The 14221-nt window shown below is 70.0% G+C and carries 12 protein-coding genes and 1 tRNA gene; 8 read left to right on the forward strand and 5 right to left on the reverse strand.

What is annotated here, in order from left to right:
• Positions 1 to 25 precede the first annotated feature (25 nt).
• The gene (locus tag ACZ45E_RS19580; RefSeq protein ID WP_468222205.1) at positions 26 to 529 is read left to right on the forward strand and encodes a MarR family winged helix-turn-helix transcriptional regulator; all 504 of its coding nucleotides are present in this window, start codon (positions 26 to 28) and stop codon (positions 527 to 529) included.
• A 57-nt stretch (positions 530 to 586) separates the two neighbouring features.
• Here the strand turns inward: ACZ45E_RS19580 and ACZ45E_RS19585 are convergent, their stop codons facing one another.
• Together ACZ45E_RS19585 and ACZ45E_RS19590 are read right to left on the reverse strand one after the other, a co-directional pair.
• Positions 587 to 2122 carry an MFS transporter gene (locus ACZ45E_RS19585; protein ID WP_468222207.1) on the reverse strand — a complete coding sequence of 512 codons (1536 nt, stop codon included), beginning with the start codon at positions 2120 to 2122 and terminating at the stop codon, positions 587 to 589.
• A gap of 146 nt (positions 2123 to 2268) precedes the next feature.
• Positions 2269 to 2931, reverse strand: a complete 663-nt coding sequence (locus tag ACZ45E_RS19590; protein ID WP_468222208.1) for a TetR/AcrR family transcriptional regulator — start codon at positions 2929 to 2931, stop codon at positions 2269 to 2271.
• A 316-nt stretch (positions 2932 to 3247) separates the two neighbouring features.
• Here ACZ45E_RS19590 and ACZ45E_RS19595 point away from each other — a divergent pair, with 316 nt between their 5' ends.
• Entirely contained in the window at positions 3248 to 4723 is a 1476-nt protein-coding gene (locus tag ACZ45E_RS19595; RefSeq protein WP_468222209.1) for a M6 family metalloprotease domain-containing protein, read from the forward strand.
• Between the two features lie 36 nt (positions 4724 to 4759).
• Here the strand turns inward: ACZ45E_RS19595 and ACZ45E_RS19600 are convergent, their stop codons facing one another.
• Positions 4760 to 6586 (reverse strand): class I adenylate-forming enzyme family protein, encoded by a 1827-nt coding sequence (locus ACZ45E_RS19600; RefSeq protein ID WP_468222211.1) that lies wholly within the window; start codon positions 6584 to 6586, stop codon positions 4760 to 4762.
• 287 nt (positions 6587 to 6873) lie between these two features.
• Here ACZ45E_RS19600 and ACZ45E_RS19605 point away from each other — a divergent pair.
• Positions 6874 to 6946, forward strand: a tRNA-Arg gene (locus tag ACZ45E_RS19605).
• Positions 6947 to 7058: 112 nt separating this feature from the next.
• Positions 7059 to 7406 (forward strand): hypothetical protein, encoded by a 348-nt coding sequence (locus ACZ45E_RS19610; protein WP_468222212.1) that lies wholly within the window; start codon positions 7059 to 7061, stop codon positions 7404 to 7406.
• A gap of 90 nt (positions 7407 to 7496) precedes the next feature.
• On the opposite strand, the gene ACZ45E_RS19615 is transcribed toward ACZ45E_RS19610, so the two are convergent.
• Both ACZ45E_RS19615 and ACZ45E_RS19620 read right to left on the reverse strand, forming a co-directional pair.
• The gene (locus ACZ45E_RS19615) at positions 7497 to 8681 is read right to left on the reverse strand and encodes a tyrosine-type recombinase/integrase (protein ID WP_468222214.1); all 1185 of its coding nucleotides are present in this window, start codon (positions 8679 to 8681) and stop codon (positions 7497 to 7499) included.
• A gap of 54 nt (positions 8682 to 8735) precedes the next feature.
• Positions 8736 to 9017, reverse strand: a complete 282-nt coding sequence (locus tag ACZ45E_RS19620) for a helix-turn-helix domain-containing protein (RefSeq protein WP_329410930.1) — start codon at positions 9015 to 9017, stop codon at positions 8736 to 8738.
• Between the two features lie 465 nt (positions 9018 to 9482).
• On the opposite strand from ACZ45E_RS19620, the gene ACZ45E_RS19625 reads away from it, so the two are divergent.
• The 4 genes from ACZ45E_RS19625 to ACZ45E_RS19640 all read left to right on the forward strand — a co-directional run bounded on the left by ACZ45E_RS19625 (position 9483) and on the right by ACZ45E_RS19640 (position 14082).
• Positions 9483 to 9716, forward strand: a complete 234-nt coding sequence (locus ACZ45E_RS19625; protein ID WP_468222215.1) for a helix-turn-helix transcriptional regulator — start codon at positions 9483 to 9485, stop codon at positions 9714 to 9716.
• A 678-nt stretch (positions 9717 to 10394) separates the two neighbouring features.
• The gene (locus ACZ45E_RS19630) at positions 10395 to 11561 is read left to right on the forward strand and encodes a DUF3631 domain-containing protein (RefSeq protein ID WP_468222217.1); all 1167 of its coding nucleotides are present in this window, start codon (positions 10395 to 10397) and stop codon (positions 11559 to 11561) included.
• Between the two features lie 188 nt (positions 11562 to 11749).
• Positions 11750 to 12394, forward strand: coding sequence for a MobC family plasmid mobilization relaxosome protein (locus ACZ45E_RS19635; RefSeq protein WP_329410935.1), 645 nt, complete (start codon positions 11750 to 11752; stop codon positions 12392 to 12394).
• Positions 12394 to 14082 (forward strand): relaxase/mobilization nuclease domain-containing protein, encoded by a 1689-nt coding sequence (locus ACZ45E_RS19640; protein ID WP_468222218.1) that lies wholly within the window; start codon positions 12394 to 12396, stop codon positions 14080 to 14082. Before ACZ45E_RS19635 ends, ACZ45E_RS19640 begins: the two co-directional genes overlap by 1 nt.
• Positions 14083 to 14221: the final 139 nt, after the last annotated feature.

Here is a 14221-nt window from a genome sequence, read left to right on the forward strand (position 1 = left end):
AAGATTCAAGGAGGAGGTCTTTACGATGGGATCCATGAACAGCGCCGAGCCCCAGTGGCTGACCGAGGACGAGCAGCGCACCTGGCGTGCGTACCTCCATGCCACCACCCTCCTGGAAGACCACCTCGACCGGCAGTTGCAGCGCGACGCGAAGATGCCGCACGTCTACTTCGGTCTGCTGGTCCAGCTCAGCGAGGCGCCCAGGAGGCGGCTGCGGATGACCGAGCTGGCGATGAGCGCCAAGATCACCCGCTCCCGGCTCTCGCACGCGATCGCGCGCCTGGAGAAGAACGGGTGGGTGCGGCGCGAGGACTGCCCCTCGGACAAGCGCGGCCAGTTCGCCGTCCTGACGGACGAGGGCCTGGAGACCTTGAAGGAGACGGCCCCCGGCCATGTCGCGGCGGTCCGCCAGGCGTTCTTCGACCGGCTCTCCCCCGAACAGCAGAAGTCCCTCGGCGAGATCATGCGGATCGTCGCCGAGGGACTTCAGCCGGAGGGGACCGGGGCGGACCTCCCCTGGCTCAGGTGAGTACGAGCCCCGCGGCCCCGGCCTGAGCCGGGGCCGGGGCCGGGGCGGTCTCCGGGGTCAGTGCGCGACCACCGGAATCCGGAACTCGTCCTCGACACCCTCCGCGGCACCGTCACCGGACGCCGCGGCCGGACCGGAGCCCGGGGCGCGGGTGTTGATGAGCGCGAAGGCGATCGTCGCCGAGACGGCCAGGATGCCGACGGCCCACCAGATGGCGTGCGTGTAGCCGCTGACCTGGGCCTGGGCCTGGAGCAGCTGCGCGTTGCGCGCGCCGGCCGCGTGGTCCGCGAGGTACGCGGTCGTGGCCGAGGCCGCGATCGTGTTCAGCAGGGCGGTGCCGATGGCGCCGCCGACCTGCTGCGAGGTGTTGACCATCGCGGAGGCGACACCGGCGTCCCGCGCCTCGACGCCGATCGTGGCGAGCGACATGGCGGGCATGAACGCCGTACCCATGCCGAGGCCGAGCAGCAGCTGGCCGGGCAGGATCACACCGGCGTACGACGTGCCGACCTCCAGCTGCGTGAGCAGCAGCATGCCGACCGCCGCGAGCAGGAAGCCCGGACCCATCAGCAGGCGGGGGCTGACGCGGGTCATCAGACGGGCGCCGATCTGCGTGGAGCCCGTGATCATGCCCGCGATCATCGGCAGGAACGCGAAGCCGGTCTTGACCGGCGAGTAGCCCTTCACGACCTGGAGGTAGTAGGTCAGGAAGAGGAACAGGCCGAACATCGCGATCACGGCGAGGCCGAGGGAGGCGTAGACACCGCCGCGGTTGCGGTCGGCGACGACGCGCAGCGGCAGCAGCGGGTGCTTGACCCGGGCCTCGGTGGCGACGAAGGCGATCAGCAGCACCGCGGCGGCGACGAACAGGCCGATGGTGCTCGCGTCGGACCAGCCGTTGGACTCGGCGCGCGTGAAGCCGTAGACGAGGGAGACGAGGCCCAGCGTCGACAGGATGACGCCCGGGATGTCCAGCGGCGAGCGGTTGCGGCCACCGGCCGGCTCACGGATGACGAAGACGGCGCCGAGCGCGGCGACGGCGGCGAACGGGATGTTGACGAAGAACGTCCAGCGCCAGTTCAGGTACTCGGTGAGGAACCCGCCGAGGATGAGGCCGACGGCGCCACCGCCACCGGCGATCGCACCGTAGATGCCGAACGCCTTCGCGCGCTCCTTGGCGTCCGTGAACATCACGGCGAGGAGGGAGAGGGCTGCCGGGGCGAGCAGTGCGCCGAACAGACCCTGCAGGGCGCGGGCGCCCAGCATCATCGCCTCGTTCTGCGCGGCGCCGCCGATCGCCGAGGCGAGCGCGAAGCCGATCAGACCGGTCACGAAGGTCTGCTTGCGGCCCCACAGGTCCGCGATGCGTCCGCCGAAGAGCAGCAGGCCGCCGAAGGCGAGCGCGTAGGCCGTGATGACCCACTGCCGGTTGCCGTCGGATATGCCGAGGTCCGTCTGGGCGGAGGGCAGGGCGATGTTCACGATGGTGGCGTCGAGGACCACCATCAGCTGGGCTAGCGCGATGAAGACGAGCGCCTTCCAGCGGCGCGAGTCGCCTTCGAGAGGTGCCGTTTTCGGCAAGGGGGTACCCACAGCGGGACTCCAAGTCGTGAAAGTCGTGAGAGGCGTGAAAGTCGTGAAGTCGTAGAGAGAGCCGGCCCAGGTGTGCGGAGAGCGCGGACGAGAACCCGGCCTCGGAGATCCCCCGGAGTCGTGTCCTCGGGAGGCCGGCCGGAGGGTCAGTCCTTGCGGAGGTCCTCCAAGGTCGCGGCCGCGCCCGGGAGTTCCGAGCGTGCGGGTGCCATAAGCCCGTCGAGGAACAGTTGCAGATGGCGGTGGACGAACCCGTCGAAGTCCAGGCAGGCCTTGCCGGGCAACGGCCGGGTGAGCTGGGAGAGGGCGACCATCAGATCCCCGACGCCGACGTCGGTGCGCAGCTCCCCGGCCGCGCGGGCCCGCCCGATGAGGTCCTCGATGCAGGCGGTCAGCCGGTCGAGGGCGGCGAGTACATCCGGATGGTCCTTGTCGAAGGTGGTCTGGAGCATCGGGCACAGCGCCCCGATGCGCTCGTCGGCGGCGGCGTGCACGAAGGTCCGCAGCGCGTCGAAGGCGCTGCTCTCGCCGGCTTCCTCGGCGGCGAGGCCCTTCTCGGCGTGCTCGGCCACGTGGTCCGTGACGGTCAGGACCACGTGGTGCATCAGCTCGCCGCGGTCCTTGAAGTTCCGGTAGAGCGTGGCGTTGCCGACACCGGCGCGGCGGGCGACCTCGTCGAGCGGGAGGTCGGTCCCGTACTCGACGAGCAGTTCCCGTGCGGCGGCGACGATCCGCTCCCGATTGCGCAGGGCATCGGCCCGCGGACGCGGAGCGCGACGCTGCGTCTCGGCGGGGGCGGCGGTGGCCACGGCGATCTCCTTCGGTCGTCTGTGCAGGTCTTTGGGTGCGGAACCTTGGGGGCGGAACTTTGGGTGCAGGTCTTTGGGTGCGGGGCTGTACGGGTGCAGCTTCCGGGTAGCCCCGCCGCGAACCGGGGAGCGAGTCCCCGCTTCATGCGGACACCCAGCTAAACGGGGAGAGCGTCCCCGGTTATTTCCCACTCCGCGTGTGACCTGACTCACACCTCTCCGCCCGAAGAACCCCTCGATCGGCGCACCCCAGCGCGCGACCCGCACCACCTCGACACAGGGTGATCGAAAGGGACCCGAGGGTGAGGGGGATCGGATGGCGCCGCAGCGGATACGCGGGGGCCGCCACGGTGCGATGCTCGCCGGCGCCGCCGCGGTGGCCCTCGCCCTGACCACGACCGCCAGCACCGGCCGGCTGGTCGGCAGGTCCCCGACCGCGGCGGGCCCGGTGGCGCCGGTCAGAGCGGTCTCACTCGGACCCTGCATGATCCGCGGCGCGCTGGGCGTCCAGATGTCGGAGGGCCTGCCGACGGCCCCCGGCTACGCCCGGTCCACCGGCACCGTACGGGCCCTCAGCCTGATGATCGACTTCTCGGACGCGCCCGGCGAGGGCACCGCGATGGAACGGTTCGGGGAGTTCTTCCCCAAGACGCAGAACTGGTTCCGCACCGGCTCGTACGGCCGCCTCACCTACCTCCCCGAGGCCCCCGTCAAGCACTGGCTGCGGATGCCGAAGCCGTTCTCCGCGTACGAGATAGAGCGCGGCGCCCCCTTCGAACCCGGCTACCGCGAACTGGTCGACGACATCGTGGCGGCCGCCGACCCGGAGGTGGACTTCCGCAAGTACGACCTGGCGAACATCCTGGTCACACCGAACGCCGGCCCGTCGGCCCTGGACACGGTCCTCTCGGTGACGTTCGCGGGCAACCACGAGGCGCCCGTCGCCGACGGGGTCCCGCTCGCGAACGCCTCGTTCGTCTACTCGCGCCAGGACGACGGCTCCGGTTCGTACGGGGAGACCGGTTATCGCGTCCTGCCGCACGAGAACGGCCATGTCTTCGGCCTGCCCGACCTCTACACCCAGAACGGCGGCGGCGCCGTAGGGCACTGGGACATCATGAGCGAGGACTGGGGCGTCGGGAACGACCTGCTCGGCTGGCACAAGTGGAAGCTGGGCTGGCTCGACGACGCACAGATCGGCTGCGCGGCCAGGACCGGTACGACGGAGCACCTGCTGACCCCGCTCTCCCAGGACAGCCGGGCCGCGGGGAACGGCGACGCGGGCGGGAGCGATGACGGCCGCGAGGGGGACGGGGGTCGCGGCCGCGGCCGCGGGGACGACGAGAGTGGCGGCGACGGCGGCGATGGCGACGGTGGAACCGGTGGTGGCACTGGAGGCAGTGACGATGGCGATGGCGACGGTGATCGCGATGGTGAGGGTGATGGCGGCGAGCCCGGCGGCACGAGGATGGTGTTCGTCCCGCTGACGGCCCGGACGGGGTACGCGATCGAGGTCCGGACCCAGGGCGGCAATGACGAGGCGGTCTGCCGCCCCGGCGTCCTGATCTACAAGGTCGACGCGGACGTGGACACCGGCCGCGGCCCCATCACGGTGGAGGACTCCACCCCTAACAGCGGCGGCTGCACGCGCCGCCCGAACGTCCACGCGGAACTGTCCGACGCGGCCTATCGCCCCGGCGAGGTGTTCAGGGACCGCAGGACGGGCGTGCGGATCTCCGTGGCTTCGGCGGACGCGTCCGGCAACTACCGGGTGTACGTGACGCGGCGGTGAGGCCCGGCCGTCACCCGGTGGTGGGGGGCCTTACCGTCACTCGGCGGTAGGGGCCGCACGGGTGGGCGGCGTCGGCGGTGTTGTCGGCGTCGGCGTCGATGTCGATGTCGATGTCAGCGGGGTGGACGGGGTCGGCGTCGGCGTCGGCGTCGATGTCAGCGGGGTGGATGGGGTCGGCGTCATCCGCCCGCGATCACCGAACCGCAGCCGAACCTCCCGTTTGAGCACCTTCCCGGTGGCGTTGCGCGGCAGCTCCGCTTCCTGTACGAGAACGTGCGCGGGCACCTTGAACGCCGCGAGGGACGTGGCGGCGAACTCCCTCAGCGCCCGCTCGTCGAGGCGGGAGCCGGGGCGGGCCCGGACCACGGCGGCGACCTCCTCCCCCAGCACGGGGTGCGGCACTCCGACGACGGCCGCCTCCAGCACATCCGGGTGCCCGTGCAGGCAGGCCTCGACCTCGACGCAGTACACGTTCTCGCCGCCCCGGATCACCATGTCCTTGATCCGGTCGACGACACTGATCCGCCCTTCGGACAGCAGCGCGAGATCCCCCGTACGGAACCAGCCGTCCGCCGTGAAGGCTGCCTCGGTCGCCGCGGGATCCTCCCAGTAGCCACGGATCAGGCACTGCCCGCGCAGCCACAGCTCGCCGACCTCGCCCTCGGGCAGCGGCTCGCCACCGGGCGCGGCGATCCGCGCCTCGACAGCGGGAGCGGTCCTTCCGACGCTCCCCGGCCAACTCCGGTACTCATCGCCGAAGTTGGCGGTGACGCCTCCCAGCGTCTCGGTGAGTCCGTAACCGTTGCGGGGCTCGATGCGCTCGCCGTGCCGGGCCGTGAGACTGCCCACCAGGTGCGGCGGCGCGGCCGCTCCCCCGGTATTGAACATGGTCAGGGTGGGCAACGCGTCCCCCACTTCCTGGGCCCGCTCCAACAACTGCAACGCGGTGGACGGAACCCCGCCGAACGCGGTGACGCCGTGCTCACGGATCATCGCGAGCGCCTTGTCCGCGTCCCACTTCCGCAGCAGCACCAGGGTGCCGCCCGATGCCATCGCCCCGTAGAACCCGGTGAACGCGGCCACGTGGAAGAAGGGGAAGGTGAGCAGCCCGACCGGCGCGGGCCCCTGCCCCGGCACGATGCCGCGCGCCAGCGCCGAAAGGGCGGCGAAATAGCGGGGGTTGGCGATGGCGGCCATATGGGCGTGATGGGTGGCGACGGCACCCTTGGGCCGCCCGGTGGTCCCGGACGTGTACAGGATGGTGGCGTCCGAGTCCGGGGCTACGTCGATGTCGGGCGGCCCGAGCAGCGGATCGGCGGCGGGCAGATCCGCGTACAGCTCGACGCGCTCGCCACGTGCCTCCCGCCCGTCGGCATGGAAGACGACGGTCCAGGGTTCGCCGCGCACGCCCTCCCGCCACGCGGCGACCCGCTCGAGCCGTTCCCCGTCCACCAGGAGCACGCCGGGGCGACAGTCGTCCAGGGCGTACGCGAACTCGTCGGCGGTCCACCAGGAATTGAGCGGGACTGCCACCAGCCCCGCCAACTGGGCGGCCCAGAATGCCACTTGCCACTCGGGGTGGTTGCGCATGGCGATGACGGCACGATCCCCGGGCCGCAGCCCGTACCCCTCCACGGGGTCAAGGAACCGCCGGGCGAGCCCGCTCGCGGCGGCGAAGAACTCCCCGTACGACATCCGCCCGCCCTCGGAGACCAGAAACGTGCTCTCCCCGAACGCCCAGGTCGTCTCGACGAACTCCCGCAAGGTCCGCGGCCCCTCGGCGTACGCGAGCCGCCCGTCCTCCCCCCGCACCACAGCGAAGGGAGCACCCGGGGCAGTCAACAACGCTTCCAGGGATTCCATCCCCGGACGCTACGTCCTGGGCCGGGTCCCGAGTCAAGACACTTGCGCTCCGCCTGCGCCGGGGGGTGGGGGTGTAGGGGGCGTGGCGCTCTGGGTTCTGGAGCTCTGGCGTTCTGGCGTTCTGGTAGCCCGGCACCCGGCATCCCGGCGCCCACGGGGCTCGTCGCCCGGGGCGCCGGCACGGGACCCCGCTATCACCGGACGCCCGAACCGGGCAGGTCACCAAATGGCGACCCGCTACACTGTCCGCGGCGGCTCAGACCTCAACATCTGACACCACCCACCCAGCCTTCGTAGCTCAGGGGATAGAGCACCGCTCTCCTAAAGCGGGTGTCGCAGGTTCGAATCCTGCCGGGGGCACAGAGAAACACCTGGTCAAGGGCCCTTCCGTCCATCGGACGGGAGGGCCTTCGTACTCGCAGCACACATATGGCACACATGTCGCTGCGGGCAGAGGTGGGGAGCTGGTGCGATGCCCGCGAAGGATAAGCTGGCCCGGCGACGCTACGACAAGCTGGTCGACCGGCTTGAGTCGCTGATGCGGGCCGCGCTGAAGCCGGAGTACGAGGGCTACTACGGTCAGCTGATCCTCAGCGCGGACGATCTTGCGGAGATGGGCGAGATCAAGGATGTCCGGCGTGCCGCCAGGGAGGCGGGACAGCGTCTCAGCTGGAAGACGACCACCCGTCTCGTCGGTGGAAGGCTCTTCGTCCTCGACGAGCGCGAGGTGCCCGAGAGGATCGAGCGGTTGGCTGGGGATGCGGCCGCTGCTGCGATGGACCGGTTCTGGGACGAGAGCCGTCGGCCGCGACTGACCTGATCCGAGGAAGACGCAAGGGGGCACCCCACCGCATCAGCGCGGTGGGGTGCCCCCTTCGGTTACGGCGCCCCGGCACGGGTTAGGCACACATCACGCGGCGTCTTCCTCCAGGGCGGCCACGGTCTCGGCGGCCTCACGGGCTTTCCGCTCCGCTTTCTCCAGCTTGGCCTTCGCCTTGGCCAGTTGCTTGGAGCGGCGCTTGTGCATCTTCTTCGAGACCTCGTCCAGGCGGTCGGGAAAGAGGTGCCCGTAGGTGTCCAGGGTCAGCGTCGCGGACTTGTGGCCCAGCATCGTCTGTACGACGTTGACGTCCGCGCCGCTGGCGATGGCGAGCGAGGCCGCCGTGTGGCGCAGCTTGTGCGGGGTGACCTTGAGATGCCCCAGCCCGGCCTTTACGACCGCCGGCGCAAAGAACCGCTGACGGAAGTTCCGGGCCCGGAGCGGCCCGCCCTGCGGGGCGGTGAAGAGCAAGTCGTCATCTCCTCTCCCCGTGACGTGGGGCTTCAGCTCGTCGGCCAGGAACCGCGGGATCGGTACGGACCGGCGCTCGTGGTTCTTGGGGGTGTCGAGGTAGAGCTTGCCGTTGTCCTCGGCGTACGCCTCCACGATGTGGGCCCGACAGGCGTCCAGGTCGACGCGGCCCACCTTGAGCGCGGATGCCTCCCCCCAGCGCAGTCCGGTGTAGGCCAGCAGCAGGATGAACACCCGGTAGGTGCCTGACGTGTTAGCCAGCGCGTCGACCTGCATATCGTCGAGGTACACGTGATCAGCGGGCATCGCCTTCGGCAGAGGCACACCGACAGCCGGGTTGGCCGCCAGACGACGGGCCTTGACTGCGTAGCCGAGAACGCGACTGAGGACGACGTACGCCTTGCGGACCGACCGGGGGCTGAGCTTCCTGCCGCCGGTCGCCTCGCCGGACAGCAGATCCGCGAGCCACTCGGCGATGTCCTCGAAGTGGATGCGGTCCAGCGGGGTGGTGCCCCACTTGGGGATCACGTGGACGTCGAGAACACCGCGGTAGCGAGCCCGGGTTGAGCGCTTGAGGTGGAGCTGCGCCGCCAGCCAGGACTCCGCCACCTCTGCGAACTTCACCCGCGCGGCTGCGGGATCGCGATAGGAGCCGTCGTTGAGACGCGACTCCATCCTTGTCCGCTCCGCCTCGGCGTCGACCTTGCGGGCGAAGGTCTTCATCTTCGGCTTGCCATCGGGGTCGTACCAGCGCACGCGGTAGCGCCCCGGTGGCGTGCGCCCTGCCCGCTTGGCGTCCGCCACGGCCTGTACATACGCCGCGTGCCCTATGCGGTCCTCAATCCAGACCCGCGCCAACTAGCACCCCCACCAGTCATCACCGGACACCGACGGGAGCGGCAGGAGCAGGGTCGTGGGGGAAACGCCGAGCGCGGTGGCGAGGGCGACGAGGTCGTCTACGTCGCATCGGCGGCGGGCGCGTTCAGTGCGGCTGAGAGCGGTGTTGGCCATCGGACGGCCCAGCGCGGTGCAGCGGGCGGCGAGCTGGTGTTGGGTCAGGCCGCGCACGAGACGTAGGTGCTCGATGGCGCGGGCGGTGTGGAGGCCGACAGGGCCTATTTCGACAGGTCGGTTGGGCATAACAAATAGCTGTAACTCGCAGTCGGTCGTCATGGCAAGAGTTAGTTCTTAAACTCTCCAAAAGTCATTCGGGGGCGAAGTGGTGTTCGTCTCGTCGAATTCCGGTACATCACGAGCCGTTTCGGCGGGGAGGTTGTGCTATCTTCCCTCCGCGTCAAAGAAGTGGGCGATTTGAGCAGCTATCGGATGCGATGTCCACTGGACTGGCCACGTCACTTCTCAGCGCTGGACGCCGCCTCTGAGCTGCTGAGGTACCGGATTCCGGCACCTCGGCCGGTTGCTTCGCCGCAGAAAATTTCGGCTTCCGCGGGAGCGATTTCGGCAACCGGGGATCCGCCCTTACTGTTTTGGTCTTCCCCGGCGATGCTGAGGGAAGTAACCGGGGGTTTCAGAATTCACTCTGGACGCTTCCCAGGCGGTGTGGCCGTGTTGCCCACGCCTGCCATCCAAAACCCTGATTCCGATATGGAGACCTCATTGCCGAACCTCTCCCCGCGCCTTGCCGGCGCCGAACGTGACCAGCTCGCCACTCCCGCCGACGTGGCCGCGTACCTCGGGGTGCCGGTGAAGACCCTCTACCAGTGGAAGTACCGGGGCATCGGCCCCAGCGTCCACAAGGTCGGCCGTCACCTGCGCTACCGCTGGCGGGAGGTGGACGCGTGGCTGGACGCCCAGACGTCGTACGACCTCACGGCCTGACCCCGCATCTGACGCGGACAACGAAGCGGCCCCCGGCGCGCCAACGCCGAGGGCCGAAGACTTCCCAACTGATCGCCCATCCCTGAACGAATGAGCTGGTGAGGGGCGGGACCTTGCCCGTCCTGCCCCTCACCGGAGAGGAACGTCTTGGACGACCCTACGTCCCGCAACTCCACGAACACCTCCCCGACCGGCTGGCCCACTCCCGCGATCCCCGGCGAGGGCGTCCCCTGGCGCCGCAGGGATCAGGCGGACATACAATCCCCGGCGTCGGGGACCGTAGAGCACTCGGCGGATGTGGAAGCACACGGGGACCGTCCCCAGCCGTCTACAGACGCCGCTGTTGGGGACCGTCCCCACGAAGTACCCGCTGCTCGGTCCCCGCACGTCCCGGTCCCCGTATCGGCATCCGGAGCAAACCCGCAGGTCAGCGGCGCCAAAGTGGGGGTCGCTCCCCAAGAGGCTGCAGTTGCACCAGGGGACCGCAATGGGGACCGTGATCACGGTCCCCGCCAGTCGCTGGGGGCCGACAGCCCCGTGGCGGGAACTGCCCAGCAGAAGGGGACCGGTCCCGTCGACGCACGGGGACCGGATCACGGGACCGGCTCCCGGCCCCCTCGGGGACCGGCAGACTCTGAGGAACAGGGTTCCGGTGAGGGTGCGGAACTGCTGGATGAGTTGCGGGCGGCGATCGGCAAGTACGTCGTACTTCCCAGTGACGAGGCGCTGACAGCCGTCACCCTCTGGGTGGCGGCCACACACATCCAGACCGCTCTGCAGCACGCGCCGCGCCTGGCGGTCGTAGGCCCGACGAAGGGCTGCGGCAAGTCCCGGGTGCTGGACGTGCTCCACGAGACCGTCCACCAGCCGATCATGACGGTGAACATGTCCACGGCGGTGCTCTTCCGCATCATCGGCAAGAACCCGCGCACGATCCTGGTGGACGAGGCCGACACCATCTTCAGCAAGGCGGGCGACAACGAGGAACTTCGCGGCCTGCTGAACGCCGGACACCAGCGCAACCGGCCCGCCTGGCGCATCTCCGGCCCGGAGCACAAGCCGACCCCGTATCCGACCTTCGCCATGGCCGCACTGGCCTCGATCGGCGACCTACCCGACACGATCACGGACCGGGCAGTCGTGCTCCGCATGCAAAAGCGCAAGCCGGGCGAGAAGGTGACCCCATTCCGCTCGCGCCACGCCACACCGGAACTGAACGCACTGCGGGACAAGCTGGCCGCCTGGCTGGGACCGCTGCGCGGCACGGCCGGCCGCATGGCGCCAACGATGCCGGTGGAGGACCGGGCGGCGGACACCTGGGAGCCGCTGGTCATCATCGCCGACCTGGCCGGCGGCCACTGGCCCGCCAGCGCCCGTGCGGCCTGTCTGGCGATGACCCGGTTCGAGGCCGTCCAGGACGAGCAAACCAACCTGAAGACGCGCTTGCTGCGCGACATCCACCGCGTCTTCGAGGCACACGGCAACCCCGAGGCCCTGCCTTCCCTGGATCTGGTCACCGCCCTGCTCCAGGACCCCGACGCCCCCTGGGCGGAACACAGCACCAACGGGCTCAACGCCTACCACCTGGGCAGAATGCTCCGGGACTTCGACATCCGCCCGGCCAACTACCGCTTCGACAAGGGCAGGCAGGCCAAGGGGTACACCCGCAACCGGTTCCTCGACAGCTGGGCCCGACACTGCCCCGACCTCACCGAGACGGCGCCCGCCCCCACGCACGACGCCACGCCCGCACGCCAGGCTCAGGGCAAGCCGCCCGCCGCCCCGGCGGTTCAGCTGCCCATCGGCCCACCCGGCGGACCCGCCGGCCCCAACCGCGCCCGCTGACCCGCCTCCCCCTGGGTCCGTATCACTGCGTCGCATCCGTCCCCGCGCAGGTCAGCGCGGGGACGGATGTCCTCACCGGGACGGACTTCTCCGTACCTGCCCGAGTGTCCGTACCTGCCCTGACCAGGCATGGGACGGATGCGACGCACGTGACACGCCCCCCGCCCCCTCACCGCCGGAGCACCACCATGCACGAACAACACTACGAACTGCCCACGGCTCAGCAGCGGATGCACACCACCTCAGCCCCAGACAGCGCAGCAAGGTATGCCGTTGGACCGTCCAAGGACGGCCGCAACGGGGATGCCTCCGCCCCGGGGGTGGCGGAGACACTCGGGCACCAGGGGGCACCCGAGGAGAAACAGCCCGACACCGCCGCCGTGCCACTACCGCGAGCCGCCGACACCGCCGCGCTGCACCGTGTCGCCCGACGCCGCCAGCGTGAATCCGTCCAGCGCAAAGAGCGCGTCGACGTCCGCTACAGCGTCGACGAGAAGGCCGACATCCTCGCCGAGGCCCGGTCGCTGAACATCGCAGCCGCCCACTACGTCGGCGCGGTCGTCATGGCCCACGTCCACGGTGACCTCGGCCTGCCCGGCCAGCGCACCGAGCTCGACGACTACATCGACGAGCTGACCGCCCTGCGCCGAGAGGTCGCCAAGATCGGCCACAACGTCAACCAGATCGCCAAGAAGGTCAACTCCGGCGGTCATCCACACCCTGGGGATACAGCCGTCCTGGCCCAGGCCGAGCAGACCGTGAGTGCGGTGGGCGCCGCCGTCCGCCACATCGCGTCCGCCGCGAACCAGGCCGTCACCGTGAAGGCAGCCTGATGGTCCCGAAGATCAGCAGCGGCAAGAGCACCGCGGGCCTGATCCGGTACCTGTTCGACACGAAGAGGGCCAAGGACCACACCGATCCGCACCTGGTCGCCTCCTGGGACGGCTTCGCCCCCGACCCCGGCCGCGCCGACGACTTCGCCGCCACCAAGAAACTCCTTGTGGCCGACCTCGACCTGCACGTCAAGCAAGCCCGGCGGCTCAACCGTGCCCCCGAGCAGCACGTGTGGCACTGCTCGATCCGGGCCGCCAAGTCCGACCGCCACCTCAGCGATGAGGAGTGGGCCGACATCGCCCGCCGCGTCGTGGCGGCCACGGGGATCGCGCCGGACGGTGACCCGGACGGCTGCCGGTGGGTGGCCGTCCGCCACGCCCCCGACCACATCCACATCGCCGCCACCAAGGTGCGCGGCGACCTGAGCACCGCACGCCACTGGAACGACTACATCAACGCCAACCGTGAACTCGCCGCCGTCGAGAAGGAGTACGGCCTCTTCCGCGTCGCACGCGGCGACCGTACCGCCGCCAAGCGGCCCACCCGCGCCGAACAGGAGAAGGCCCGCCGCGCCGGCCACGACAAGCCCGCCCGCGACCGCCTGCGCGTCACCATCCGGACCGCCGTGGCCGCTGCTTCAAGCGTCGAGGAGTTCGTCCACCTGCTCAGCCACACCGACGGAGTCCTCGTCGAGATGGTGTACTTCCCCTCCGGCGACGTACGCGGCTACAAGGTCGCCAGCGAAGACACCACCACCGCCGACAAACAACCCGTCTGGTTCTCCGGCTACGACCTCGCCCCCGACCTGTCCCTCCCCCAGATTCGAAAGCGCCTGGAGAACACCGAAGCACAGCCCACCGACGAGCTAGGCCGACGCAGGCCCGACCCCTGGCACCAGGCCACCGCCGCCACCGAACGCATCTCCCACCACCTCGACCAGAGCGACGACGAAGCCTCCCAAGCCCACATAGCCGCCTTCGGTGAAGCCCTCGACTCCCTCCCTCTCATCGCGCCCCAGGACCTGCGTCCTCAACTCCGAGAAGCAGCCACCGCCTTCGAGCGCGCCACCCGCTCCCGCATCCAGGCTGAACACCACCACGCCCGAGCCCTGCGCGGCGCCGTACGAGCGATACTCCGCGAGCCCACCCCCAAGGACCGCACAGCCCTGGCGATGTTCCTCGACGCCGCGATCCTCACCGTTATCGCCGCCGCCCGCTGGCACCAGCTCCGCCACCACGACCAACAAGTCGCAGCCGCCCACCAGAGCCTGCTCCACCTCCAGGCTGCCTATGACCAAGCCGCAGCCGCGCCGCTGGCCGCCCTCGCCCAGCGCCGACCGCCCCAGCAGACCGTGGACCGGCACATCCGTCACCTACGCCAGGCCGTGCCCGACCACGCTCAGCAAGTCGTAGAAGACCCGGCCTTCGATGCCCTCGCGGTAACCCTCACCGAAGCCGAGGTTGCTGGCCACGATCCGGCACAACTCCTCCAAGGGGCAGTCGACCAGCGCGCCTTGGGCGACGCGGACTCGCCCGCACGCGTCCTGGTCTGGCGCATCCAACGTCTCACCGCAACGCCGTCGCCCAGCACGCGAACCGGCCTTGCTTCCACCCCGCACACTTCGTACGCGACGACACCGCAGCCTGCGCCTCTCCCCTTGGTAGCGGGAGTACAGCGCCGTCGCTGATTCTCAACTGCCAGCTGGACCGCCGCTTCAGGGCTGGTCAACCTCGGTGCGGCTTGGGGTTGACCGGCTCCGAGACAGGCGGCATCCGTGCGAATCGCGCGCCACGGAGAAGCACTTGTGCAAAATCTATGACATCAAC

It is taken from the genome of Streptomyces sp. NPDC030991, assembly GCF_055571235.1.